At 40.7% G+C, this 25,275-nt stretch carries 22 protein-coding genes and 1 pseudogene; 11 read left to right on the top strand and 12 right to left on the bottom strand.

What is annotated here, in order from left to right; translation table 11 throughout:
• Positions 1-39 precede the first annotated feature (39 nt).
• The 4 genes from rsgA to BLP52_RS14810 all read right to left on the bottom strand — a co-directional run bounded on the left by rsgA (position 40) and on the right by BLP52_RS14810 (position 3,546).
• On the bottom strand, positions 40-1,143 hold the full coding sequence (gene rsgA / locus BLP52_RS10145) for a ribosome small subunit-dependent GTPase A (RefSeq protein WP_091710351.1): 1,104 nt from the start codon (positions 1,141-1,143) through the stop codon (positions 40-42).
• Between the two features lie 540 nt (positions 1,144-1,683).
• Positions 1,684-2,931 (bottom strand): hypothetical protein, encoded by a 1,248-nt coding sequence (locus BLP52_RS10140; RefSeq protein WP_202905774.1) that lies wholly within the window; start codon positions 2,929-2,931, stop codon positions 1,684-1,686.
• Positions 2,912-3,088 (bottom strand): hypothetical protein, encoded by a 177-nt coding sequence (locus BLP52_RS14600; protein ID WP_202905773.1) that lies wholly within the window; start codon positions 3,086-3,088, stop codon positions 2,912-2,914. Before BLP52_RS14600 ends, BLP52_RS10140 begins: the two co-directional genes overlap by 20 nt.
• 323 nt (positions 3,089-3,411) lie before the next feature.
• Entirely contained in the window at positions 3,412-3,546 is a 135-nt protein-coding gene (locus BLP52_RS14810; protein ID WP_274377648.1) for a hypothetical protein, read from the bottom strand.
• Positions 3,547-3,980: 434 nt separating this feature from the next.
• On the opposite strand from BLP52_RS14810, the gene BLP52_RS10135 reads away from it, so the two are divergent.
• From BLP52_RS10135 to BLP52_RS10115, 5 genes are all read left to right on the top strand, one after another.
• Positions 3,981-4,967, top strand: a complete 987-nt coding sequence (locus BLP52_RS10135) for an AAA family ATPase (protein WP_091710350.1) — start codon at positions 3,981-3,983, stop codon at positions 4,965-4,967.
• A gap of 45 nt (positions 4,968-5,012) precedes the next feature.
• Positions 5,013-5,879 (top strand): DUF58 domain-containing protein, encoded by an 867-nt coding sequence (locus tag BLP52_RS10130; RefSeq protein ID WP_091710349.1) that lies wholly within the window; start codon positions 5,013-5,015, stop codon positions 5,877-5,879.
• Positions 5,880-5,892: 13 nt separating this feature from the next.
• Entirely contained in the window at positions 5,893-6,843 is a 951-nt protein-coding gene (locus tag BLP52_RS10125; protein ID WP_091710348.1) for a vWA domain-containing protein, read from the top strand.
• On the top strand, positions 6,840-8,402 hold the full coding sequence (locus tag BLP52_RS10120; protein WP_091710347.1) for a hypothetical protein: 1,563 nt from the start codon (positions 6,840-6,842) through the stop codon (positions 8,400-8,402). The genes BLP52_RS10125 and BLP52_RS10120 overlap by 4 nt, the downstream gene beginning before the upstream one ends.
• A gap of 140 nt (positions 8,403-8,542) precedes the next feature.
• Positions 8,543-9,244: an MBL fold metallo-hydrolase gene (locus BLP52_RS10115; protein WP_238380795.1), complete on the top strand. Its 702-nt coding sequence runs from the start codon at positions 8,543-8,545 to the stop codon at positions 9,242-9,244.
• A gap of 118 nt (positions 9,245-9,362) precedes the next feature.
• On the opposite strand, the gene BLP52_RS10110 is transcribed toward BLP52_RS10115, so the two are convergent.
• Complete coding sequence (locus BLP52_RS10110) at positions 9,363-9,884, bottom strand: DJ-1/PfpI family protein (RefSeq protein WP_202905772.1); 522 nt, start codon at positions 9,882-9,884, stop codon at positions 9,363-9,365.
• A gap of 97 nt (positions 9,885-9,981) precedes the next feature.
• Here BLP52_RS10110 and BLP52_RS10105 point away from each other — a divergent pair, with 97 nt between their 5' ends.
• Positions 9,982-10,503, top strand: a complete 522-nt coding sequence (locus BLP52_RS10105) for a MarR family winged helix-turn-helix transcriptional regulator (protein ID WP_091710346.1) — start codon at positions 9,982-9,984, stop codon at positions 10,501-10,503.
• Complete coding sequence (locus BLP52_RS10100) at positions 10,470-11,753, top strand: MFS transporter (RefSeq protein WP_091710345.1); 1,284 nt, start codon at positions 10,470-10,472, stop codon at positions 11,751-11,753. The genes BLP52_RS10105 and BLP52_RS10100 overlap by 34 nt, the downstream gene beginning before the upstream one ends.
• Before the next feature lie 57 nt (positions 11,754-11,810).
• Here BLP52_RS10100 and BLP52_RS10095 read toward each other — a convergent pair whose 3' ends face one another.
• The 3 genes from BLP52_RS10095 to BLP52_RS10085 are packed head-to-tail and all read right to left on the bottom strand — an operon-like array spanning position 11,811 to position 14,952.
• Entirely contained in the window at positions 11,811-12,497 is a 687-nt protein-coding gene (locus BLP52_RS10095; protein ID WP_091710344.1) for an ABC transporter ATP-binding protein, read from the bottom strand.
• Positions 12,498-12,499: 2 nt separating this feature from the next.
• Positions 12,500-13,711, bottom strand: coding sequence for an ABC transporter permease (locus tag BLP52_RS10090; RefSeq protein WP_091710343.1), 1,212 nt, complete (start codon positions 13,709-13,711; stop codon positions 12,500-12,502).
• Between the two features lie 11 nt (positions 13,712-13,722).
• Positions 13,723-14,952 carry a COG1361 S-layer family protein gene (locus BLP52_RS10085; protein WP_091710342.1) on the bottom strand — a complete coding sequence of 410 codons (1,230 nt, stop codon included), beginning with the start codon at positions 14,950-14,952 and terminating at the stop codon, positions 13,723-13,725.
• 446 nt (positions 14,953-15,398) lie between these two features.
• On the opposite strand from BLP52_RS10085, the gene BLP52_RS10080 reads away from it, so the two are divergent.
• Both BLP52_RS10080 and BLP52_RS10075 read left to right on the top strand, forming a co-directional pair.
• Positions 15,399-16,397: an NAD(P)/FAD-dependent oxidoreductase gene (locus BLP52_RS10080; RefSeq protein ID WP_091710341.1), complete on the top strand. Its 999-nt coding sequence runs from the start codon at positions 15,399-15,401 to the stop codon at positions 16,395-16,397.
• A gap of 400 nt (positions 16,398-16,797) precedes the next feature.
• On the top strand, positions 16,798-18,030 hold the full coding sequence (locus BLP52_RS10075; RefSeq protein WP_091710340.1) for a hypothetical protein: 1,233 nt from the start codon (positions 16,798-16,800) through the stop codon (positions 18,028-18,030).
• Between the two features lie 29 nt (positions 18,031-18,059).
• On the opposite strand, the gene cas1 is transcribed toward BLP52_RS10075, so the two are convergent.
• Positions 18,060-19,205 carry a CRISPR-associated endonuclease Cas1 gene (cas1, locus tag BLP52_RS10070; RefSeq protein ID WP_238380794.1) on the bottom strand — a complete coding sequence of 382 codons (1,146 nt, stop codon included), beginning with the start codon at positions 19,203-19,205 and terminating at the stop codon, positions 18,060-18,062.
• A 54-nt stretch (positions 19,206-19,259) separates the two neighbouring features.
• Positions 19,260-20,879 carry a hydroxylamine reductase gene (hcp, locus tag BLP52_RS10065; protein ID WP_091710338.1) on the bottom strand — a complete coding sequence of 540 codons (1,620 nt, stop codon included), beginning with the start codon at positions 20,877-20,879 and terminating at the stop codon, positions 19,260-19,262.
• A 120-nt stretch (positions 20,880-20,999) separates the two neighbouring features.
• Here hcp and BLP52_RS10060 point away from each other — a divergent pair.
• Positions 21,000-21,188, top strand: a pseudogene (locus BLP52_RS10060) (carboxymuconolactone decarboxylase family protein); the annotation flags it as partial.
• An 86-nt stretch (positions 21,189-21,274) separates the two neighbouring features.
• Here BLP52_RS10060 and BLP52_RS10055 read toward each other — a convergent pair.
• Together BLP52_RS10055 and fen are read right to left on the bottom strand one after the other, a co-directional pair.
• Entirely contained in the window at positions 21,275-21,505 is a 231-nt protein-coding gene (locus tag BLP52_RS10055; protein WP_091710336.1) for a ferredoxin, read from the bottom strand.
• A 79-nt stretch (positions 21,506-21,584) separates the two neighbouring features.
• Positions 21,585-22,610, bottom strand: coding sequence for a flap endonuclease-1 (fen, locus tag BLP52_RS10050; protein WP_091710335.1), 1,026 nt, complete (start codon positions 22,608-22,610; stop codon positions 21,585-21,587).
• A gap of 176 nt (positions 22,611-22,786) precedes the next feature.
• Between fen and ppsA the strand changes: the two genes are divergently transcribed.
• Positions 22,787-25,195, top strand: a complete 2,409-nt coding sequence (gene ppsA, locus BLP52_RS10045; protein WP_091710334.1) for a phosphoenolpyruvate synthase — start codon at positions 22,787-22,789, stop codon at positions 25,193-25,195.
• The last annotated feature ends 80 nt before the right edge of the window (positions 25,196-25,275 follow it).

The raw sequence follows: 25,275 nt of genomic DNA, 5'->3' as shown, positions 1-25,275 counted from the left end.
ACAGATTACCCCGGAAGTTATTTTATATTCTATCAAACATCACTGTTCCTTAGACTTAACATACTTCCTAGCAATAGCTACCCCTTTCCACTTTTTCTTCTCAACTCCCTTCAGACCGATCTCAGCCTTGTCTGCCTGGAAGGCTAGCTCATCGCTGAGCTTATGATAGCTTTCGAACCTTTCCTGAGTTATGATGCCATCATCGACTGCTTTTCTGACGGCACAGTGTGGCTCGTTCCGGTGAGTGCAATCCTTGAAACGGCAATTTAGGGCAAGTTCGGCAATATCGGAAAAGGTCCTGTCGATGCCATCGGACGAATCTCCAAGCTGGATCTCGCGAATGCCGGGGTTGTCGATGAATATTGTGCCATTCGGGAGAGTGAAAAGCTGTCTTACAGTAGTGGTGTGTCGTCCTTTATCGTCATCTTCACGTACACTTAATGTCTTCTGGATATCATGACCTAAAAGAGCATTGATGAGGGTGGATTTGCCAACACCTGAGGAACCGATGAGTGCTATCGTTTCGCCTGGATTCATGAAAGGGTCCAGCTTTTCCAGATCAGTACTTGTAAGAGCACTGAGAGTTATCACCGGAACATCATCTGCGATATCTCTTATTTCCTGTATCGTTTCCAGCTCATCATCCGGCAGGTCTTTAGCAAGATCGATCTTGTTAATGACAATAACTGGCCTTGCACCGGATGAGTGAACGATAGTTAGATATCTTTCAAGTCTTCGCACGTTAAGATCATGCCCTACTGCTGTGACGATGAAGATCGTATCAATATTTGCAGCTATCAATTGCTCTTCACCGGAATCACCTGCAGAACCTCTGGAAAGACAGGATGTTCGCGGGAGAATATCCACGATGGTGTATGAACCTATGTCACTCTGGTCGAGAAGCACCACAAAGTCCCCGACAACAGGATGCTTGCCAACCTTACGCATTGCTCCTGATATTGCTGCCTGTATCTCTCCTTTTTCAGTAAGGATATTGAAGACCGTTTTATGCTGGGTTGCAATCCTGCCTGGAATATAAGGGCCTTTATAGACTGAAAAAGCAGATGCCAGTGAGTTGTTCCAGCCAGGAATGACATCAATGTCTGAAGTATCACTTCTTTTGTTACCGTATTCATCATTCATGCCTTTTACTCAGGATACTATGATGAATAAAGTTTTTGACAGAAATTACTGAGTTTTAAGATAAAAGTGTACAGTTTTTTGTCTCTTATTTATGCAGAGAAAGAGTTGAAGGAAATATATTTCATATTCATCTTTTTTCCGATTAGTCAAACTTATTGTTCCCTGCTCCTCTGTGTTTCTAATAATACCTGCAGAAAATTATTGATACAAAAGAACGATGCGACCATCCGCCGTAGGCGGCACGTTCCTATAATGCCGTACAGAAGATTGTTGCATTTATGCTGATAATTATACAGAAGGGCTGTAAAGAAAGTTTTCCGAGTATTATGGCAGATTATTTTGTTTCTTCCTGTGGGAAAACGCCGGCTTCGCCGGACCCTTCGGGATAATTCCAGTTATTCATTACCTGAATCTATCTATTTGCAAACAGATAACAACGCAACTACCCGCTGTTTTGCATATATCAGAATAGAAACGCCTAGGATAATAGCAAAAATAAAAATAATAGAGGAGAAACTTCCTCCTCCATTCTCAATAGACTTACTCAAAAGCAACTCCGTTTACATACAATGTGTAACCGTTCAAGTCAATGTTGTCTGTGGTTCCACTGAGTTCTGTAACATAGCTGTCACCGGTAAGAGTCCATGTGCTTGTATCATCGATGGTTACAGAAAGCACTGAAGCTGCTGTTCCGTCTGGATTTATTGTACCAGTGTATGAAGATCCATCTGATATTGACAGGGTCATTTCAGAAATTGAATCAACCGTTATGTTACCTGTTGCAGTTTGCTTATTAAAGTCGACTTCACAGGTACCGCCATTGGAACCTTCGGTTCCCCAACCTCTTGAACCATCATTACCGGCGATCACAATAAGATTTGTTCCGTCAGCAAGGGTCAGGTCAACGTTGTTCAGCGTGATAATACTGTGAGTATTTGTGACATAGAACATATCTCCATTATTAGACACAAGAGACCCGCCAGTCATTGTAAATGAACTGGTTCCGACTTCTGCATCACCGGACATACTCTGGTATAACATCACATTATGAATGTTCTCTGAACTTTCATCGCCATATACACCTTCCATATCTCCTGTCACATCACAATTGTTAATCGTAACTGAATTCAATCCTTCAACAACAACTGCTTCAGAAGTTTCTGCTGTAAGGGTTGCGTTGCTTACTGTAATATCTGCTGTGCTGTAAATTGCAGGTGCACCTGAGCTTCCACTGGTTGTGTATGTTCCGCCATCAACAATCATTGTTCCGCCGCCACGGTCACTGCGTATTGCAGCTTTCACTGTTGATTGTACATTCAGGTTGGTTGCATACATCGTTCCGCCACCGGCAACTTCGATACCGCCGGCATTCCCACCAGTTACAGTAACGTCAGTATCTTCAATGTAAATTGTTGCACCATCATATGCAAAAACACCATTTGAACCTTCAGTTGTAGCTGTAACCGAACCGCCATTGATGTTAAGGACTGCATTATCCAGTGCAAGAATTGCAGCATTTAAACCATAGAAACTGGAAGCATCATTGCTTGATGCAGAACCATCTGTTTTCTCTACGGTTACATCGTTGAGTGTTGCAGTAGTTTCACCTTCTGCTCTGATTGCATTCTCATCATTATTTGAAGATGTACATGTTCCTCCAGTTAGCTCTTCTCCATCAGCTAAGACGTATGCTCCGGTACCGGTATCTACGCTGGAAGAACCACTTTGCCCACCAGGAGGCATACCCATGTCACCGCCTTGAGTTCCATCAGGTGGGGTCATCGCCATCAGGTGGGGTCATATTACCAGTCGGTACATCTCCCATTTGCACATCAGATGAATTAGAATCACTGGATGTTTGGTCTTCCTGAGTACTGATACAACCGGAAGCAAAAACCAGCAATACAAGAAAAACCATTACCATGTAAAATTTTAAATTTTTCATAAAAATTCCCTGGCATTATTATTTATATCAAATTAGTTGCATAAATATGATTATTTGTAATTGTTCAGCCTGGCTAATTTACAACAAGCTGATTTCTTTAACCGAAAATAATGTAAAACATCTTCTCAAAATCAATAAGAAGGTGGTTGTGAGATAGGATAAATATGCTATCTCAGGGTGGTGGTATTGTGGATAATTTACAACAAATCGCTTTTGCCTATTTTGAAATCATTCTTCAGCTTTAATGTGCTTTTTAGGTAACACAGCCTTTAGTAAAACGGCTGTTGCCGCCATACAGGCCACACCTTTCAGGATCTTGTGTTTCATTCATATCCTCCTTTTAGAGCTTCTTTGTTATTATTGATGGGTAGCTCAGGCAGTAAAACCTGTAGCAAAGCCCTGAACATTGCAAACAATAGCAATATCGGACCCACGATTGTCATCCATGTATCTCTCATTACATTTCCTCCATCGTTATTTTTGTCAGGTCACATCGAACTCTGATATTGCTCTGATATGAGCCGGAGTCAATGTTTTTCAGACAAATCCCTCATTAGCTGGCTTTAATATAAGTATACTTAACAAAAAAGAATCCATAATAACTCTAAATGAAAGAATGAAGCTTTTGTAAAGCTTTATTTTCTTTAATATTCTTTTTTGATCATCGGGACACTAAAATAGACAGAAAAAGTCTTTATTTACCTCTAATATTTCATCTAGCAGTTCCGACCAGATATAAGTATAAACATAAAACATATAAGATAAAAACACATTATTATTTTTCATTCGTTTGGTACAATATAAGTGGCTCTAAAAAATTCATGCGATTGGGGCTTGCATGGAATGAATAATCTGGAATTTAAGAATCACATGCATTAAAGCAGGTGAGCAAATGGACGAGAATATTCAAAAACTGAACGAAACAGCAACCCATTATTCAGAACAGATACAGAAACTACGGAAAGAGATAAAGAACACAATAATCGGACAAGACGAGATAATTGACAACCTTCTTATAGCGCTTATGTCGCAGGGACATGTGCTGCTTGAAGGAGTGCCAGGTCTTGCAAAGACCCTCATGGTCAGGACAATCTCAGAATGTCTTGAATGCGATTTTGTGCGACTGCAATTCACACCGGACCTCCTGCCTGCGGATATCACAGGCACCAAGATCTATAATCACAACGAAGGCTCATTTTCAACACTTAAAGGCCCGATCTTTTCTAACTTCATTCTTGCTGATGAAATAAACCGTGCTCCTCCGAAAGTACAATCTGCACTCCTTGAAGCAATGCAGGAAAGACAGGTAAGTATCCAGGGTGACACTTTCCATCTTGAGCGACCTTTTCTTGTAATGGCAACACAGAACCCAATAGAATCCGAAGGAACCTATAAACTGCCTGAAGCGCAGGTTGACAGGTTCATGTCAAAACTGCTTATTGATTATCCCACAAAGGACGAAGAGATAGAGATAATCGAAAGGTTCACCCAGGGAGTCAAGACCAGCGTATCAAAGATACTTTCATCAAATGAGATCATCGAGATACAGGACTTTATCCCTCAGGTCTACGCCGACAGGAAAATCATGGACTATGTAGCCCGGATAGTAGATGCAACACGCCATCCGCAGAGTTATTCTGTGGACGTGGAAGACCACATAGAATACGGAGCCTCGCCCCGTGCATCCCTGTGGCTCATACTCGCTGCAAAGTCACATGCAGTTCTGAATGGCAGAGGATATGTAATTCCCGAGGATGTAAAATCAGTAGCATACCACGTACTCCGCCACCGTGTACTTCTCAACTATGAAGCTGAGGTCGAAGAGATAAGCAGCGACCATGTGATAACTGAGATACTTGAAAAAGTAAAAGTCCCCTAAGCCTCCGGTTTCATCCGAAGACGATAATAACCGGAGATATGTGCCATGCACCATACAAAAGAGATCATCAGACAGGTCAGAAAGATCGAGATCAGTACTAAACAGCAGGTTGACGGACTGATAGCCGGAAACTACCATTCAGTATTCAAAGGCCAGGGAATCGATTTTTCTGAAATACGTGAATATCGGGCAGGAGACGATGTCCGTGCCATAGACTGGAAAGTAACTGCAAGGTTCAATCGTCCGTTCATTAAAGAGTTCGTAGAGGAAAGGGACCTGCGTGTCTATTTTGCCATCGACGTTTCAGCTTCAGGAAGCTTCGGAAGCAACATTAGCAAGATGCAGAAAGCAACAGAGATCGCTGCAAGCCTGATGTTCTCGGCCATGAAGAACAACGATAACGTCGGCCTGTTCCTCTTTACCGAAGACGTCGAGAAATACATTCCTGCCAGAAAAGGCAGGAAACATGTCCTGAAACTGCTCGGTACAATGGTCTCATACGAGCCTCTTGAAAAACGGACTGACATCATGGAAAGCATGGAGTCCATAGCAAAAATGCTCAAAAGAAGGAGCATTGTTTTTGTAATCTCAGACTTCATTTCCGACGACTTCTCCAAACCTCTGAACATTATGAAAAGCAGACATGACATCGTGGCATTAAGGGTCATGGATGCACGTGAACAGGAACTTCCCGATGTCGGTCTAATAGAACTTGAAGACGAAGAGACCGGTGAGCAACTACTTGTGGACACCTCTGACGAGGAAATAAGAATGCACTACGCAGAACTTGTCAGGGAACATAACGAAACACTTCAGAAACTTTTCAGGAAAATGAAGATAGACATGGTCGATCTAGTCACAGACGAGCCTTATGAAGTTGCACTAAATAAATTCTTTAAAATCAGAAAATAAAGGAGATACGATAATGGCAGGTTTTGATTCTCCTTATATTCTGCTATTCTTGCTGATAATTCCCCTTATTTATTATCTTCAGAAAAAAGCAAGGATACAGAAAAAGAATGAAGCTATAAAATTCAGCAATCTTGCATTTATCAAATCCGCAATGGGCGATAGTAAGAAATCAAAAAGGGATATGCATCTCTTTTATCTCTCACTGCTTACTATCGGTCTTATGGTAATAGGTTTTGCAAATCCACACATTCCCCTTGAGCAAACAAAAGAAGGAGTGAACGTGGTGCTTGTGATGGATAATTCAGGAAGTATGCAGGCACAGGACTACCAGCCATCAAGACTGGAGGCTGCAAAATCATCTGCTGAAATCCTGATCAAATCACTTAAAAGCCAGGACTATGCAGGAGTGGTCGTCTTTGAATCAGGAGCCACCACCGCTGCTTATCTTAGTCCTGATAAGGACAAAGTAATAGAGAAATTACAGAACATCGCAGCAAAAGACGGAGCTACCGCCATAGGAGACGGTCTCAGTCTTGGAATTGACATGGCATCATCCATCCCTAACAAGAAAAAAGTTGTAATTTTACTCAGTGATGGAGTTAACAATGCGGGATACATCAGCCCTGATGAAGCTATCCAGTTCGCAAAAGCCAACGATATTCAGGTCTATACAATAGGAATGGGATCTACAGGTAAGGTTTTGCTGGGCTATGACTGGTACGGGAACCCACAATATGCGGAACTCGATGAGGCTACACTTCAGAAGATAGCACAGGAAACCGGTGGAAAGTATTTCAAATCCGTAGACGACAGTACTCTGAATGAAATATACAAGAACATTGGTGAGAACATAAAAAGAGAAACTGAAGAAACAAACATCAAGGACTGGTTCTTCTTTGCAGCATTTATGACCTTACTTGTCCAGCTCTATTACAGATACGGAAAGGGGAGGATACTCCAATGAACAGGAAAAATATAGCATTATCTCTCTTCGTTATGGTATCTTTCCTTATGCTGGTACCGGTGGTATCTGCAAAAGATATCACATTCACGCTACCGCAGGATGAATACTATTTCCTTACAGGAGAGCAAGCATACGTTCCTCTCTATATGAACAATTCCTACGGAACAGACATAAATGGAATATTACAGGCCACTTTCACCCAGGAGATGAACACAGGTTCCGTACACGTTTCCAGTTCCAATTCAAAATCAACAAGTTTCCAAGTGCCTGCCGGAGACTCGGCAACAAATCTCGGTTTTGGGACCAGCAATGATCCTGAGACCTTGAAGGTGTCGCTGACTTTCAATTACGATGAAAATGGAACTAAAGCTGTGACTCTGAACATACTGATACATTTTGTAGATAATGAATCAGAGATCCAGAACAATTCAAACCCAATCCAGAGTTCATCTCAGGATGCGTCCTCATCGCAGTCAACTGACCCTTTTGCACAACAGGAACAGCAAATGCAACAGGCAATGCAGCAGTTAGCCAACCAGCAATCCTCCACGCAGTCTTCTACACAAACCTCTCAGCAGGCTGCACAGAATAACCAGATGGATCAGGACACTTCTGCCCTGAAATCACAAATGGAGCAGCAGATACAGCAACAACAACAAATGAAGCAGGAGTTCCAGCAGAATCTTGCCTCAAATGAGGATTTCCAGAAGGCAAACCAGGAATTGACAGATATGGGTTACAACTTGACTGATGTCAGTGTTAATCCATCGACAAATAACACCGGAACCTTCACGGCAAATTATGAAAAACAAAATGGTGACACTGCGACTCTCCAGGGAGAAATGGATAATGGAACAATAACAAATCTTCAGAAAGATACTGCTGAGGAACGGCAGAACTTAAGAGATATACTTGCTCAGAACAAGGATTATCAGAAGTACCTGAAGGAACTGCAGAATTACGGTTTCACAGAAACAGATTCAACCTTCTCACGAAGTGGCAACGCAACTGACCTTCAGATACAATATGAGAATTCAGCGAACGAAACAGCCCAGATCAATGCCAGATTCGTAAACAATAGTGTGGATAGCGTGGAACTTGTCAGGGACAGGGAACGAAATAATTATCCACTGTATGCTATCGGAGCTTTGCTTATTCTTGCTCTTGCTTATCTGGCCTACAACAAATACAAACCAAAGAAAGCAGAGGAAACTCCCGTTGCAGTTGATGTTGCACCTGTGAAAGAGATCTTCGATTTCAGGAAAGAAGCAAGGGAACTTGTAGATAAATCAGCTAGCCTCTATGAAGATGGACAAACAGAAGATGCATATGGAACTGCTGCCCGGGCTCTGAGGCTATACCTGAGTCATTTCTATGGACTCAGAAAAGAAGTGACAAATGCAGAATTGATCCACCACCTGAAAATGACAGGTAAGGACTGGAAAGAAGTTGAAGAATGTCTGGAACTTTGCAGTCTTATTGAATTTGCAAAGCATGTGCCGGATGAGGATGAATTTGAGAAGGTGATATCAACGGTGAAAAAGGCTGTTAACTACTGACAATTACGTCTAAGAGAATATAAAGAATAATAGATGCTCTTAAGCATCTATATTCCAGATTTTTAAATTTTTTAACAATTAATGATCAACCACAATATTTTTTGTAATATCAAAACAATCTCATATTGAAGTGGGATTTAATGACAGAACAAAGCAAAACTTACAACATAACTCCCATTCACATGGGAAAATCCAATGCTTATCTTGTATCAAATCCTGATTTAGTTTTTCTTATCGATACCGGTTCTTCCAAAAACATTCACAATTTAGAACAAGCTCTAAAACAAAACAATCTTCAAATTACTGATATAGATTACATTATCGTTACCCATGCCCATTACGATCATGTAGGACATCTTGCTGAGATAAAAGAAAAAAGCGGTGCAAAGGTTTTAAGTCACCGAGATGAAGTAGTTTACCTGAGAAAAGGATATACACTTTTTCCTGAAGGTACAATGCTGCCTTTTAAGATCCTCAGTAAAGCCGGAAATAAATTATTTTCCAGGAGCGGCAGATTTACTCCTGTTGAACCGGACATTATAATTGAAGAAGAATATGACCTTTCTAAACCTGAACTATCTGTCAGTATAATTCACACACCGGGCCATACTTCCGGTTCCATTTGCGTGATAATCAATAATGAGTCCGCAATTGTTGGTGATACGCTTTTTAATCTGATTCCTGGAACTGTTTATCCGCCTTTTGCTAATGATGAAGAGGATCTTATCAAAAGCTGGGAGAAACTTCTTTCAACTGGCTGCAGCATTTTTTATCCGGGACATGGAAAGCCTTTTTCACTTGAGAAGTTCAGGAAATGCTTTGAGAAACGGAAAAGTAACTAAAATTTTTTCTTCCTGACAATATTCAATGAAATTACTTCAACCTTTCCAGCATCTCTGCTGATACCTTCTCCGGTGAAGCACAATCATATGGCGGCTGAGGATCATACTCAATTCCAAGCTATATCATCTTAGCAGCCATTTCTCCTGCAATCTTACTCACAAGATACAATGCCATATCAATTCCTGCAGAAACACCGGCTGATGTAATGTACTTGCCATCTTTAATATATCTCTCATCAACAACATTAACATTGTACTGACGCAATTGTTCCTTGCGTCTCCAGTGTGTAGTGCATTTTTTTCCGTCCAGTAATACTGCCTGCGCCAGCAGCAGGGAACCAGAGCACACCGATGTGATCCATTTTGTGGTACTGTCAACCTTGCGTATCCAGTCAAGTATTTCGCTATTATCCAGTAGTTTGTCTATACCAAATCCTCCCGGAATTAATAATACATCGGCCTGCGTCAGTTCATCTATTGAATATCCGGCTGAAAGCTTAAGTCCATAGGAATCTGCATATTCTCTCTTTTCGTGTCCGACAAAAGAGATTTCAGCTCCCGGCATTTTGGCCAGAACTTCATATGGACCTATTATATCAAGTGCAGTGAAATTATCAAAAAGGAGAATGGCTATTTTCATGAATTTATTGTATGATTATTAAAGCCCTTGTAAGTTTTGATTTTTATTTGAGAGTCTGTCAATATGCTTAAATACTCAACCTATCATTATTGTTGTCATGACAACAGTTGTATTGGCAACTGTCAATTATGAGGAGAAAAATATGGACGATATCCCTCTCGGAGCATTTATCTCAATGACCTATCGCAGTCATTTTGTGAGAATAAACCGCAAAATGAAAGAACTAGGTCTCTCAGCAGGTCAGTTCTTCGTACTCATGGTGCTCGCTGATAAGCAGGGTATCACGCAGGATCATCTTGCCGGAATACTGCTCATTGACAAAGGAAGTATTGCACGGGCGGTCAATGTACTTGAAGAGAAGGGCATTGTCAAGCGTATCACGGATGAAAACAACCGCAGGGCTGTAAAGCTTTACCTGACGGAAACAGGTAATAAACTCATTCCTGATGTCGTGAAAATAGACAGAGAATGGGAAGAAGCTGCATTCTCAGGACTCTCTGATGAAGAGAGAAAACAGGCAAAATTATTACTTTACAGAATATCGGAAAACAGTTACAAAGCTGCATATGAAAACGGTGATAAAAAATGGAAAGGATTTCCCGGAAAGGATCAGCAATGAATGATCAGTCCGACATAAAACAAAAAAATGAGACTTTAAAGCTCATAGTCATCCTAAGTGTATCCATGCTTACCATCATGGGTTCAGCTGCTGTTGCACCGGCACTGCCGGAGATGCTGAATTTTTTTGCTGACGTGCCTGATGCAGGTCTTCTGGTTTCCATGGTAGTCACACTTCCTGCACTTGGAATTATCATCAGTTCACCTTTCGTAGGAATACTTGCTGACAAATACAGCAGGAAGAACATGCTCATGATAGCACTTGCTATCTTTGCGCTTGTAGGAGCCACAGGTGCTTTTATTACTTCACTCTACCTCATACTTGCCTTCAGGATATTACTTGGAATCGGTATCGCAGGAATGACAATATGTGCCACCGCCCTTTTAGCAGACAACTATTCCGGTGCCGAGCTTAAGAAAAAGATAGGACTGCAATCTGCATGTATGGGTTTTGGAGCCGTGGTTCTTGAAGTAGCAGGCGGTGCTCTTGCAGATATCAGCTGGCATGCACCTTTTTATATCTACCTTATCGCACTACTGATAATTCCGGGAGCTATGCTCTCCCTTAGCGGCAAGAAGAAAAATGAGCAACATGCTTCACATAATAGAAACGAAAATGTTCAAAAAGACTTTAAAGAAAAGGAACTGCCACTCAAAAGTATTGCTCTTATCTATGTTGCTACATTCACACTAATGGTGCTGTTCTTCTCAGTACCAACAAAACTTCCATTCGTACTGGACGAAAAAGGAATAACATCAGCACTTCTAATTGGTGCCTTGATATCAATTCCAGGACTTTTCGGAACTGTTGGAGCGCTTGGACAGGTAAAAGTATCAGGATTCCTCACAGAAATGAAGATGAATCTTTTCTTCTTCATAATAATGGGTGCAGGCGTATTCATTCTCTCGATAGCACCTGATATGCTTACGCTTATAGCCGGACTGATAATAACAGGAATTGCTTTTGGTATCATAAACACCACAAACCTTAGCTGGCTTGGAAGGATTGCACCCGAGGATTCACGCGGAAAGATATTTTCCGGATTTACCACTGTGCTTTTCCTCGGACAACTGGCAAGTCCACTAGTGATCCAGCCAATTCTGAAAACAGGAACACTCTATGATGCCTATGCTTTCCTTGGAATTACAGGAATATGTCTTGGAATTGTATTTGGAATTGTCAATGTGATGGGAATCATTGAGAAAACGCCTATGATTTCTGAACATCCCGTGGAAGTGGAAACTGATTAACTTCTTCCAGGTTTGATAGATTTTTCCTAACCATTAAAAGTTTGATTGGTTTGGATATTATCTATCTTCCACCCACTCATCGCCGACCATAACCCCATCCTTGAAGGTTATCACCCTGTCAACATACTTCACATGCCACGGCTCATGCGTCACCATCACAATGGTCTGGCCGTAATTATCGTTCAGGTCCTTGAACACATCCAGCACCTGTTCCGAGTTCCTGGTGTCCAGGTTTGCACAGGGCTCATCGGCAAACATTATGTCAGGTTTTTTGGCTATTGCCCTTGCAATGGCCACCCTTTGCTTTTCTCCGCCTGATAGCTCATCTGGAATCCTGTCATGTTTGTCCTTAAGACCAACCTTTTCCAGTGCTTCAAGGGCAACCTTATAGGATTCCTTCTTAGATTTACCTTCCATCATGGAAAGAATGTACACATTCTCGGCGGCGGTCATCTCATTGATAAGGGCGTAGTCCTGGAACACATAACCAACCTGTGTCAGCCGGTAATAGCTTCTTTCCGCTTCAGGTAGGCTGGAGACTTTCAGGCCCCGGATAGTATATTCACCACTTGTTGCATCATCAAGCAGCGCAAGGATTCTCAGTATGGTGGTTTTACCGCTTCCCGAAGCACCCATGATAGCAACAAATTCCCCTTTATTGATCTCGAAAGAAACGCCATTTAGAGCCTTTACAGTCGTGCTGCCTGAACCATAATACCTTTTGAGGTTCTTCACCTTGATCATTTTCAGCGTCCCCATATGGCTTTCAGTATGCTCTCCTTTGACACACTCCATGCAGGCAACGTTCCGGCTATCACTGACAGAGTAAGCATGGTAACAATACTCTGGATGACCAGCATTACATCTATCTGTGGTCTTATTTCCATAGTCTCGTAGAATACTACAGGATTTGCCTGGAAGTAAAACATCAGTGACAGGTACAGTATCAGCCCGGCAAAGATTCCCAGGGAAACATAGAACATACTGAGGAACGCATAGGACAGCACTATCGATCTTGGGGTTATACCCACAGCCTTCAGTATTCCTATCTCTTTTTTTCTGTTCAGTATATTGATGTAGATTATAATAAGTATCAATGCTGCACCCACTATAAGCCCTACGAACTTTGACATGACATCAATGGCACCCAGACTTTGCAGTGCTTGCCTGATAAGTGTCTCCGATTTATCAGCCCATGTGAATACCTGCTCGTTCACTCCCGCTTCCCTTATCTTGGCCTTCATTTCATCTTCAGTGCCCGGCTCATCGATCCTTACAACCACACTGGTAGCTTTGCCCTTATCCAGACCATATACATCTTCTATCTCCTTGTAATGAACCATAGCATTCAGGTCTACAAGTTCGAAATTACCTTCCATGATACCTTTGACCTTATAGGTCCTTTTCACACCATTGCTATATGTTACATCAACAAGTGATCCCACTCTGGTTTCACCAAGATCATCATAAATTTCACCAAATGTTGTACTTGTACCTGAGATAATAGAGCCGATGATGATCTCATCCCGGGAAAGTTCTCCCAGAAAATCCCCTTCTTTGATAATGTACGGATATTGTGAGATCTCATATTCTTCTGTGGGAATTACACCTGTTATAGTCACTCCCACAACATTCTGTTTGTGTTCGATAGATGCTCCCACATCCAGTCTTTTGGTTGCAGCCCTTACTCCTTCAACAGCCCGAACCTTCTGCAAGACATTATCGGCATTGTTGATGTAAGTGTTATCACCCGTCGGTTCGATCACAATATCCCCGTAAGGGTAGTCCTGCATGATGCCGGTAAAGAGGACAGTCATTCCTCCTATCATTGATGGGAGGAATACAAGGTTCATAAAAATGAGGGAAAGAACAAAGACAATGAATAAAAGTGTCTTTTTATTTCCTCGCTTTATGCTGCTGCTTGCAATGAGGACTCCAACTCTGATATCATCTATCATCCCGGATACCTCTATTCTTCTGTATCTTCAGCGGGGCTGCTGCCGCCTTTCATTAGCTGCTTGATAATCTCATCCTTTGACTTTTTCGTTCTGTAATTATTGTAAGCCAGTCCACCAATTACAGCCAGAAGTAGCAATACAATAATAATTGTTCCTGCACCATCATCCTGTTTCATGATTATGACATTGACCTTCGTCTTGACCTGTTCCTCGCCAAAATCATCGATATACGTGATGGTCACCGGAATCTCGAACTCTCCTGACTGATCTGCCACAAAAGTGAACACAGCAGGTCCGTCCTCGTCAGGATCAAGAGTTCCGATAAATGATTCTTTTAGTCCCTGGAATGGATGATCTGCATAGACCCGTATCGAGTTGATGGTCCTGTCACCAGAGTTCTCGATCCTCATGGTAAGTTCCACGGTATCATCCTTTTGGGGAAGGACCGGATTGACCTTTACAGACGCAAGGTTCAGGCTGCCTTTCCTGTCAAGCACGGTTATCTTAATATCATATTCATCTTTCTGAATGCCGTAATCATCTTCATATTCTATGATAACAGGGATATCAAAGGTTCCTGAGTTATTTGCCTTGAACTTGAAAAGTGCGGTTTGCTTGTCCTCAGGTGCAATGGCACCAATTGTAGAACTTGTGATGCCTTTAAAGCCATGGTTCAAGTTAACCACTACTGATTTTGCTATGGATTCACCAAAATTCTCGATCTCAAGATCCAGGTCAACCGTATCTCCCTCATAGATATATTCAGGATCTGTGCTGATGGATGATATCCGTGGCTCTGCATGCTCACCTGTTATCACTACTTCAACTTCATAATATTCTGTCCTTTTTACACTATCAGTTCCGTATGTCAGCTTCATTTTAATGATGTGAGGACCAGGTGTGGCATCAGGAGTTGTTCTCATGTGGTATCTCAACTGCCTTTCACTATTCTGGTATACGAATTGAGGAATATAGGCTACAAGGTCCTCAATTACTATGATATCCGATGGGACGCTGATGATTTCAAACGTAATATTCTCAGGAACCTGGGTACCACAGTTCTCAAGGCTTATTCCTACCGTGAATTCCTCATCCCTGCCTACCGAACTCGGACTTATATCTTCCACCACCGCCCTCAGACATTCATCACCTGAAGACTCTGCCTGAACGGTGGGAACTCCTGCAGAGATAATTAACAGCGTTAACAAAAAAGAACATATGGACCTGGAATTTAGTTTCATACTTTGTTCAACTCCCTTTGAACCTTCTCTGTAAATTCAATAAGATTTTCGAAGATATTATCCAATTCAAATATTTGCTGAGAATGTTGCTCGATGATTTAGAGCGTTTTTATGGATTTCTCATCCTTACTGTTTTTACATTTTTTAATTCGTGCAGGAAGACCTTTTAGTGCAAAAAGAAAGCTCCTATACAATAGCATCTGATTTCCTGATATACAGGATTATCAAATTCTTTCCTGACAATTTCAATATTGAAACGTTATAATTCACAGTTATTACTAAAAGTTCTATTAATTATTGTATGTATACTTATCGTCCTAATGGAACAGAAAAAAGAGACTAAAACGAACAATTCAAACAAACACAAAATCCTTTTAAATACCTATGTTATTATATGCACAGAATCTTCCATGAAGTGTACTTAGACATGTTGATCAGGTGCTAAAATGAATAAGGAAATAAACATTCTTGGTGGTGGAATAAGCGGTCTTACATGTGCCATCATCCTTAGCAAGAATGGTTATAATGTCAATATATATGAGAAAAAGCAAGTCACTGGTAAAAGGTTTAACAGTGACTGGCAGGGAATAGAGAACTGGTCCGAAGAAACTGATGTGCTTGATGAACTAAAATCGTTCGGAATTGACCTGTCATTTGATTATGTCCCCGTGTCTGAACTTGACCTTCATTATTCTGATAAGATACGCACTCTCACAGGCGATAATGCCTGTTATTTAGTAAAACGTGGCACGGCTGATGATTGCCTTGATACATGTCTGTTTGAGCAGGCAAAGGATCTCGGTGTAAATATTCACTATGGAATTAAACCTGACGAGAATACACCAATTCATGTGATTGCAACTGGCCCGGAAAAAGGGAACATGTTTGCAAAAGGAATCAAATTCCAAACTAACAGTCCTGATAATTACCACATGGCTTTTGGTAATGATATCGCAAAAGGTTTCTACTCATATCTGCTCATCAAGAATGGAGAAGCTACCATTGCAACGGTTTTTGACAATAAGAACCTGCGGGATTCTGAGAGTTTTCTAAGTAACACCATTGACTATTTTTCAGACTATTACGACCCTGATGAAGTAAACTCCGGCAGGAAGTTCGGAGGCTATGGATACTTTGAGATCAGAAAAACTCTCCACGATGACAACGGTGCAATGCTCATAGGCGAGGCAGGCGGCCTTCAGGATTACCTCTGGGGATTTGGAATGAGATATGCTTTCCAGAGTGCAAACTTCGCTGCAAGAAGTATCATGACCGGAGAGTCCTATGATAATCTGATAAGAGAGAATCTCCACCAGAAATTGAAGCACTCACAAAGAAACCGGAAACTCTTTGAGATACTGGGCCCTCTGGCATATCCACTGGCATATCATTTGTTCAACAGAAGCAAGGATCCGCTGAAGCTTTTGAATATGGTGTACCGGTGAGATTTTTTTGAAGAGTAAGATAGATGAAAATGCAATTTCTACATGATTATGCTGTTTCTCACAATGCCTTTGCAGATTATGAAATAAAATCAACGTAGCTCTTTGGTTCGAATTATACCTATAGCAAATTAATTTTGGGTAATAGGTAACGTCAAAAAACCGAACTTCTATTACAAATTTTAACTATTATGCAAATTTGAGAAGAAAAACGGAACTTTTACTAAAAACAATACTGTTCATTTATCATGAACAATAAAAAATAGAATTGATATTTTGAATGTTTCTATTTTACTAAAATCTCTAAATATAAGTTTATTAAGAATGAATCCATGTTTACAGTTAAAAGTAAATTAATGAACTAATTTATCTTTACTAAAGTTATTAAATACGAGGCAATTTTATGTACGAGTTCATATATGATTATTTATTTAACGATGGAGAATTACGATCTTTTCTTAATGACAGACTTAGTTATGCAATAAATAAAATTAAGAGTGAAGATAAGAATTACATTTTAAATGTAAACATGCAAGACTATACTGAACATTTAGTTGATAGTTACTCATTTGAGTTGCCTGTTATAGATAAAGAAAATATACATATTCAACACGAAGAAGTTGAGATAGATGTAAGTCAGGATTCAAAAAGAGTTTTCTTAGATGGGAGTAAATCATATTATCTGACTGGAACAAAGTTTACATTTTATATTCCTTTTACAGGAGATTCAAGTTTATTTAAATATCAGCCTTCTATTTTAAATTATAATCCTCCAAAAGGTGAAGTTCGAAATCAAGAATTATTAGTAACTTTAGAAGGAGTCGATTTAGAAATAGGTAATATTAGGGTAGAATTTGATAAAATATTGTCTGATATCGAAAAATGGTTAACTTGGGTGGAAACAGATATTAAAAATTTCAATCAAAGGTTAGATAGAGAAATAGAATCCCAAATAAATACTAGAAGAGAAAAGCTGCTTAAGGATAGTAATCTTGCTTATGAACTTGGTTTTCCTTTAAGAGAAATACCTGGAACACCTAAGACTTATAGCGTTCCTTCAAAAAGAAAAACAATTATCTCTAAACCTTCAGCTTCTACTCAACCGTTTAAGCCAGAACCAGTATTAAGCATGGAAAATTATGAATATATACTAAATGTGGTTCAAAATATGACAATGGTCATGGAACGAAGTCCAAGCGAATTTAAGAATTTAGGTGAAGAAGCTATAAGGCAACATTTTCTTGTTCAATTAAACGGACATTATGAAGGTGCTGCAACGGGTGAGACGTTTAATTATGAGGGAAAAACGGATATATTAATTAGAGAAGGGGGAAAAAATATATTCATTGCAGAATGTAAATTTTGGGGAGGTGCTGCAATATTAAAGGATACAATTGACCAGATTCTTAATTACTTAAGTTGGAGGGATACAAAAACAGCTATTTTTATATTCAACCGGAACAAAAATTTCACAAATGTTCTTACCCAGATACCTAATATAGTAAAGGAACATCCCAACTTTGAAAAAGAAATTGCTTATGACACTGAAACTGGATTTAGGTTCATATTTAATCATCCTAATGATAAAAATAGAAAACTGTATTTAACGTTACTAGCTTTTGATATTCCAAAATAACCTTCATAATTTGACTCTCAAGATAAAAATTAACACTCTTCCCACATCTCCAACCTTTCCCTTACATGAGCGTTCATTGTAAATGGCTTATCAGCTTCAGCATTCTTTTTCATGTAATGGAGTGTACCTTTTGAGAATCCCATCTTCTTCCAATCAGAGTAAGAAATATTCAGTATTTTCTGCCGAATATCATCTGAATCCTGCCTTTCAACATTATAAGCAGGCTTAATGAAATCAATAGTCTTCCTTTTACCAACAAGATACTGAGCAAGCTCCCTAGTTTTCAATAATAAGGCATAGCTCCACATAACAGATTGTTTTTTGTAGGGTACTTTCTTGTTCATCAAATTATTAAACTCCTCAGTAACCTTCTTAGCTCCTGAAGGTTTGAGCCTGAGTGAATAGCTCTCAGTCCTGATAAAGTCGTTATTATCCATCTTATTGGACTCAATAAGGTTGATTACAGCCATATCAACAAGGAATCTGAAAGGCTCTTGGAGATCATAAGCAAGACTGTTCTTGCTTGGATTCATCTCATGTAAAAAACCTACATGAGCATCAAGACCTGCTGTATTAATGGCTCTCAGGCATTCAGCTTCAAGAAGAGCATAACCATAGTTAAGCATGACATTAACTTTATCTCCTGCTCCTGTTGCTCTCCTGTATTGGTCTATCCTTGAACAAAAATCATATTCACCTGGAATAGCTTTGTTGAACTCGTTCCAGTATTTCCAAGCAACTCCGCCTTCAATACCCATAATTTCCTTGATAGAATTAGCAGATTTCAATTTTTCAATATCCTCTGAGAAATCAAAATCAATTTCAGGATACCGTTGTTTAAGATAGTCCATAACTACAATGGATTTATCAAACTTGGCTTCAATGAACTTCCTTGCTATCGTTATTCTGCTTTCATCATCCTCAAAAGCATGATACTGAGCAAACTTAGTCTTTACATTGGTAGTTTCAGGAGGTTGTAAGGTGCTTAGAATTTTACCGTTCCAATCAAGGAAAGTGATCTGAACATTATGTTTAATCAACCATCTAACAGCATCAAGAATAAGATTTCCATTTCTGCCATAAACAATGATGTGGTCTATGTCTGTTTTCTGGGGGGAAAATACATACCTTTTCGGTTCTATATCTGTGGTATGTCTACCCTCCCGAATATGCAATTCAGACCCATTTACACGTGTGCCTATTCCGTGTTCATTGAGAATGGAGGAGTTTCATTTTAAAAGTCTTTCCATATCTTCTTCCACGGTCGTGTTCGGTGTGATATTGAACTTTTCCACAAGTACCTTAAGGACATTTGGTGAGACGAAGGCTGGAAGTGTCGGGCCAAGTGTAATATTCTGTATTTCAAGTCTCAGAAGGGTAAGCAATACAAGGACCGCCTTTTGTTCGTACCACGCGATATTGTATGAAATCGGTGCCTCGTTAACATCTGTAAATCCAAGTCTTGCCATAAGACCCTGTGCAATAACGATAAGTGAGAATGAATCATTACACTGTCCTGCATCCAATACCCTTGGAATTCCATCAATGTCACCAAGATTGAGTTTGTTGTAGCGATATTTTGCACATCCGGCAGTAAGAATAACTGTATCTTCAGGCAATGCCTCAGCGAAATCCGTGTAGTACTGCCTGTCCTTGTGACGTCCGTCACAGCCTGCCATGACAATGAATTTCTTTATCTTTCCGGTTTTGACAGCATCAACAATTTTGTCTGCATTGGATAACACGGAGTTGTAAGCAAAACCGCCCATGATGGTACCTTCTTCCAGTTGTACCGGAGCTTCGCAGGTCTTCGCCTGCTTGATAAGTGCAGAGAAATCTTTCTGGCCGTCTTTAGCTATTATATGTTTGGCACCATCATAGCCTACAGAGCCTGTTGTGTATAACCTGTCAATGTAGCTCTCCCTTGGAGGAACTATGCAGTTGCTTGTAAGTAATATCGGTCCGTTAAAACTCTCGAATTCCTGCTTCTGGTGCCACCATGAGCCGCCATAGTTGCCTACCAGATGTTCATATTTCTTAAATTCAGGATATGAGTTTGCAGGCAACATTTCACCATGAGTATAGACATCCACGCCTGTTCCTTCGGTCTGGTCCAATAGTTGTTTCAGGTCCTTCAGGTCATGACCGCTTACAAGGATTCCCGGATTATCTCTTGTTCCGATATTGACCTGTGTGGGTTCAGGGTTTCCAAAGGCTACTGTATTTACCCTGTCCAGGTCTGCCATTACATCAAAACCTTTTTCTCCGCATTTCAAGACCAATGAGATGAGGTCCTTATCATTCAGGCTGTCATCCGTAGTTGCTACAAGTCCTTCTTCTACAAATGAATTAATCTTCTTATTGTAATTACCAAGCATCATGGCATGATGCCCATATGCTGCAATTCCTTTGATGCCAAAGATCAACAGTTCCCTCAATGACCGTATATCTTCATCCTCGGTTGCAAGTATACCTGTATTCCTGTCACTGAGGTTCTCAGGGGTCAAAGTTGCGATTTCGGGCAGATCGTTCTCATCAAGTGCATTGTTTTCCAGAAGTTTTTGCCTGATCTCATTCTGTATATGAAATCCTCTGTCGATACGCTCCTGAATTCCACTGGCTCTGAAATCGGTATTAGTTATGGTTGAGAACAATGCATCAAGCATAAAATTATCAGTGCTGTTCTCAGAAATGTTTGCCTTTCTTGCTTTCTGATTGTAGAATGCAATGCTCTTAAGTACATAGATTAGATTATCCTGAAGATCTGCAACATCACCTTTCTTACCGCACATGCCGTTCTTTGTACAGCCTTCCCCGTTCATTGTTTCTTCACACTGATAGCAGAACATTTTGTCACCCTTAGTATGTATGTTTTGCAGTATATCTATATACTTCGCTTGCAGAGATTTTTGGAATTAATGAGAATCTGAATGTCTTAGGTTTATCAATTCTGTTGGTCTACTCATACAAAAATACTAATGGCTCTTGCTGTAGTTGCACCTAAACAATATGAAAGGTGTGCTGTTATGCAAATGCAGAGTGTGCTCAAGAGCAGTGCAACCAAGGAAGAAATCATGGAAACCATGGATATCATATTCATTACATCTGGTGCTCCTGCCGTTGCAGCCTGCAGAGATGCACTAAAAATATTGAAATGATAATAGGTGAACTACACCAGAGTTTTTAGACCAATGTAGTTCTTCAAGTCAGTTAACAGAACTGTGAAAGAGCCGATTTTCCAGTCTCAACCATCGTTTCCAATGGCATCTACAGGACACTCAGCCAGAGCATTCTCACAAGCTTGCTTCTCCTTTTCATTTTCCGGTTGCTTGAATACGTAAGCTGTGGAATCATCATCCTTCATCTTGAAGTTTTGAGGTGAATTGCTCACGCAAAGGTTGCAACCTATACAATCAGCATCAACATAATAAGCACCGTCAATATTCTCATCGAACTTATTTTCTTTCATTGCCATGGTAATTCCCCACACTTTAAATTTATGTTTGGCATGATATTTCAAGCTACGTGATTCATGTTGTTAGAGTATCTCAATTTTACCAGTCACCCAAACAAGACTGGCACTCAGAAGCAGCCCTCTCCTCCAGCACCTGAATATTCTTCAACACCTGCTTTTCAGAGAAATCCCTGTCACTTACAAGATAATCGAACAATGAATCTGAATCAGGTTTTTTCCACTTGAAACTGTAATCCTTTGTAACGGGAGGATTCATGAAGAATTCCCTTATTTCTTCAAGCGGAGCACATGCACGGATATCCCTGTCCTCTCCTTTGATAAGTGTCTCGATATCACCGTGTTTTTTGATAAGTTTCAGAGCTGTCTTTGCACCCACGCGGTGCATTCCTTCGTTAAAATCAGTACCGATGCAGATTGCAAGGTCTATCAACTGTTCACGGCTTAGTTCCAATTCTTCAAGACAAGACGCAAGTGAGATGTGTTCGGGTGTTTTTGTAATGTACTTCTTCTGTCCTGGTAACTTTCGCTTTCCCGTGCTTCCAAGATTGCGAATGACATTCTCGGCTCCGAACAGGAAAACATCATAATCCTGTGAACCTACATAATCCACATCTCCACATGAAACCATATAAGATGCCTGTGCCTCTGCTTCAGATTCTGCCTGCATCCAAGGGATTCCCATGAGTTCAAGCAACCTTTTAGAATCATCAAGAATCTGAGGAGTTATTCTGGACGTTGCCTGGGCATATTTTTTCATATCCTCAAGGTTGCCTTCATCCTTTGCAATCTCATAGTTGATGGCTGCATTTTCCTTGCATACCTTGCGTTTTTCAAGGGTATCTTTTTTCATCTCCGGTGGTTTGCCGTCAAAGATGAAAACAGGTTTGATATTCGCTTCTCTGAGTCTGCTGGTTCTTGAAAATAATCCTGTGATATGTGATACAGGATTACCTGAGGAATCTGTGAGCATTGAACCGTCACGCTGACGAATGGCACTCAGGAACTGATAGATAGTGTTGTATGCGTCGATTGCTATTATTTTTCCAGAAAGTTCCTCGTAGGTTATCGGGTTTTTGGTGAGTAGTGTGCCTATTTGTGTGCCCATGTTTTTCTCCTGAACTTGTTTTTAATTGATGGTGACCTGCCGTTCAATTGACACTCTGGTTTATAGTATTGTTGTACAAACATCCGATTTTACTCTTTATCTTCCATAAATAATAATAGCCTTCAAAGACAATACTACTTACACTTAAAGAAAATTAGGTGTAGTGTGGGAATATAATGACAGGCAACAAATATGTTAGCTGGTTTAAGGAAATTAGTATAGATGACGTACCTTTAGTGGGAGGCAAAAATGCATCCCTTGGAGAGATGTACAGGGAACTGACAGATAAGGATATTAAAATCCCAAATGGTTTTGCCATTACTGCGGACGCATACTGGCATGTTTTAAAATCTGCAGGTGTGCTTGAGGAACTTAAGAAGACACTTGAAGGTCTTGATATAGATGATGTTACAGACCTTGCAAAAAGAGGAAAGAAAGCAAGGAATCTTATACTTGATGCCGGAATCCCTGATGACTTGTGGGATGAGATAAAAACAGCTTATGATAAGCTTTGTGAGCAGTACGGGGAAGATACTGATGTGGCGGTTCGTAGTTCTGCAACTGCCGAGGATCTGCCCAATGCATCATTTGCAGGGCAGCAGGAAACATACCTGAATATTCATGGCTACCATTCACTAAAAGATGCATGCAGCCGGTGTTTTGCATCACTTTTCACTGACAGGGCCATTTCATACAGAGAGAATAACGGTTTTGATCACTTCAAAGTGGGTCTTTCCATTGGTGTTATGAAAATGGTTCGCTCAGACCTTGCTTCAAGTGGTGTTATATTCACAATTGATACTGAAAGCGGTTTTGAGAATGTTGTGTTTATCACCGGAGCCTACGGACTTGGGGAAAATGTGGTTCAGGGACTTGTAAATCCTGACGAGTTTTATGTTTTCAAACCAACACTAAAGGATAACTTCAAACCTATCATCAAAAAGCAGAAGGGAAGCAAAGAGATCAAGATGATCTACGGTCGCGGAGATTCCCGTGTGCTTACACGTAATGTTGATGTTCCTGAAGCTGAAAGGAAACAGTACTGTATTAATGATGAAGAGGTGCTGCAACTGGCAAAGTTTGCAATGACTATTGAAGACCATTACTCACAGAAGAGAGGAAAACATGTCCCGATGGACATTGAGTGGGCAAAGGATGGTGAGACTGGTGAGCTGTTCATAGTCCAGGCGAGACCAGAGACGGTACAGTCGTTGAAGAGAAAGGATGTTTTAGAGACCTATTATCTTGATGATAGCTCAGATGTCATTGTTACAGGAAGGAGTGTCGGTGCAAAGATTGCAACCGGAAAAGTACATGTTATTCCTGATGTTTCACAATTAAATGAATTTAATGCCGGGGAGATACTTGTAGCGGACACCACAACTCCTGACTGGGAACCTGTTATGAAGAAGGCGGCTGCCATTATTACAAACAAGGGCGGTAGGACATGTCATGCTGCTATTGTGAGCCGTGAACTTGGAATTCCTGCGGTCGTTGGTGCTGAGGATGCCACAGAAATACTGAAAAATGACATGGATGTTACGGTGAGTTGTGCAGAAGGGGATGCAGGCAGAGTGTATGAAGGAATACTGCCTTTCCATATCGAAACCGTTGAACTGGAAGGAATTGAGAAAACAAAGACCGAGATCATGATGAACCTTGGAAACCCCGAGGAAGCTTTTGCGCTGTCCATGATACCGAATGACGGTATCGGACTGGCAAGGCTGGAATTCATCATCACAAGCTACATCAAGGTGCATCCTATGGCACTTATCCATCCTGAGAAGATTGAGGATGAAGAAGTACTTGAGGAGATAGACAAACTGACCGGCAGGTATGAGAATAAAGCAGATTTCTTCGTGGAGAAGCTTGCTCAGGGAGTTGCAACAATCACAGCATCATTCCACCCGAAGCCTGTGGTTGTGCGTATGAGCGATTTCAAGTCCAATGAATATGAAACCCTGATCGGTGGAGAGTACTTTGAGCTTGAAGAGAACAACCCAATGCTGGGATTCAGAGGTGCTTCACGTTATTACGATGAACGCTACCGTGAGGGCTTTGCTCTTGAGTGTAAGGCCATGAAAAAAGTGAGAGATGAGATGGGACTTACAAACCTGATACTTATGATCCCGTTCTGTCGTCGCATTGAGGAAGCTGAAAAGGTGCTGGAGGAGATGAAAAAGAACGATCTTGTCAGGGGAGAGAACGGTCTTCAGGTATACATGATGACCGAGATCCCAAGCAATGTCCTGCTCATAGACGAGTTCAGCCAGTACTTCGATGGTTTTTCCATTGGTTCCAATGACCTCACACAACTGACCCTTGGCGTTGACCGTGATTCCGAGATCCTTGCGTCCACTTTCGATGAACGCGACGAGGCTGTAAAGAAGATAGTGTCAATGGCTGTTCAGGGCGCAAAACGAAACAATAAGCACAGTGGCCTCTGCGGCCAGGCTCCCAGCGATTTCCCGGAGTTCGCAGAGTTTCTGGTGAGGGAAGGGATTGATTCTATCTCGCTGAACCCGGATTCTGTGATGAAGATCGCGCTGAAGGTGCTTGAGGTTGAAAAGAAGATTGGAAGGTAAAAACCTTCTATTTTTTCTTAAGATTAATAATTCAAATTGATTCAATCTCACCGTTTCTGGGGGTAATAGGTAACGTCAAA

The organism is Methanolobus vulcani (assembly GCF_900100715.1).
Classification (GTDB): domain Archaea; phylum Halobacteriota; class Methanosarcinia; order Methanosarcinales; family Methanosarcinaceae; genus Methanolobus; species Methanolobus vulcani.
This window is presented reverse-complemented; position numbering and strand designations above follow the sequence as displayed.

Bases quoted from the DNA above. Each gene is read 5' to 3' on its own strand.
- BLP52_RS10120 (WP_091710347.1), top strand. From the start codon at position 6,840: ATGAACAGGAAAAATATAGCATTATCTCTCTTCGTTATGGTATCTTTC.
- BLP52_RS10115 (WP_238380795.1), top strand. From the start codon at position 8,543: ATGACAGAACAAAGCAAAACTTACAACATAACTCCCATTCACATGGGA.
- BLP52_RS10125 (WP_091710348.1), top strand. From the start codon at position 5,893: ATGGCAGGTTTTGATTCTCCTTATATTCTGCTATTCTTGCTGATAATT.
- BLP52_RS14810 (WP_274377648.1), bottom strand. From the start codon at position 3,546: ATGAGAGATACATGGATGACAATCGTGGGTCCGATATTGCTATTGTTT.
- hcp (WP_091710338.1), bottom strand. From the start codon at position 20,879: ATGTTCTGCTATCAGTGTGAAGAAACAATGAACGGGGAAGGCTGTACA.
- BLP52_RS10140 (WP_202905774.1), bottom strand. From the start codon at position 2,931: ATGGCGATGACCCCACCTGATGGAACTCAAGGCGGTGACATGGGTATG.
- BLP52_RS10055 (WP_091710336.1), bottom strand. From the start codon at position 21,505: ATGGCAATGAAAGAAAATAAGTTCGATGAGAATATTGACGGTGCTTAT.
- BLP52_RS10130 (WP_091710349.1), top strand. From the start codon at position 5,013: ATGCACCATACAAAAGAGATCATCAGACAGGTCAGAAAGATCGAGATC.
- BLP52_RS10100 (WP_091710345.1), top strand. From the start codon at position 10,470: ATGGAAAGGATTTCCCGGAAAGGATCAGCAATGAATGATCAGTCCGAC.
- BLP52_RS14600 (WP_202905773.1), bottom strand. From the start codon at position 3,088: ATGAAAAATTTAAAATTTTACATGGTAATGGTTTTTCTTGTATTGCTG.
- rsgA (WP_091710351.1), bottom strand. From the start codon at position 1,143: ATGAATGATGAATACGGTAACAAAAGAAGTGATACTTCAGACATTGAT.
- BLP52_RS10110 (WP_202905772.1), bottom strand. From the start codon at position 9,884: ATGAAAATAGCCATTCTCCTTTTTGATAATTTCACTGCACTTGATATA.
- BLP52_RS10135 (WP_091710350.1), top strand. From the start codon at position 3,981: ATGGACGAGAATATTCAAAAACTGAACGAAACAGCAACCCATTATTCA.
- fen (WP_091710335.1), bottom strand. From the start codon at position 22,610: ATGGGCACACAAATAGGCACACTACTCACCAAAAACCCGATAACCTAC.
- BLP52_RS10075 (WP_091710340.1), top strand. From the start codon at position 16,798: ATGTACGAGTTCATATATGATTATTTATTTAACGATGGAGAATTACGA.
- BLP52_RS10090 (WP_091710343.1), bottom strand. From the start codon at position 13,711: ATGATAGATGATATCAGAGTTGGAGTCCTCATTGCAAGCAGCAGCATA.
- BLP52_RS10095 (WP_091710344.1), bottom strand. From the start codon at position 12,497: ATGATCAAGGTGAAGAACCTCAAAAGGTATTATGGTTCAGGCAGCACG.
- BLP52_RS10080 (WP_091710341.1), top strand. From the start codon at position 15,399: ATGAATAAGGAAATAAACATTCTTGGTGGTGGAATAAGCGGTCTTACA.
- BLP52_RS10105 (WP_091710346.1), top strand. From the start codon at position 9,982: ATGACAACAGTTGTATTGGCAACTGTCAATTATGAGGAGAAAAATATG.
- ppsA (WP_091710334.1), top strand. From the start codon at position 22,787: ATGACAGGCAACAAATATGTTAGCTGGTTTAAGGAAATTAGTATAGAT.
- BLP52_RS10085 (WP_091710342.1), bottom strand. From the start codon at position 14,952: ATGAAACTAAATTCCAGGTCCATATGTTCTTTTTTGTTAACGCTGTTA.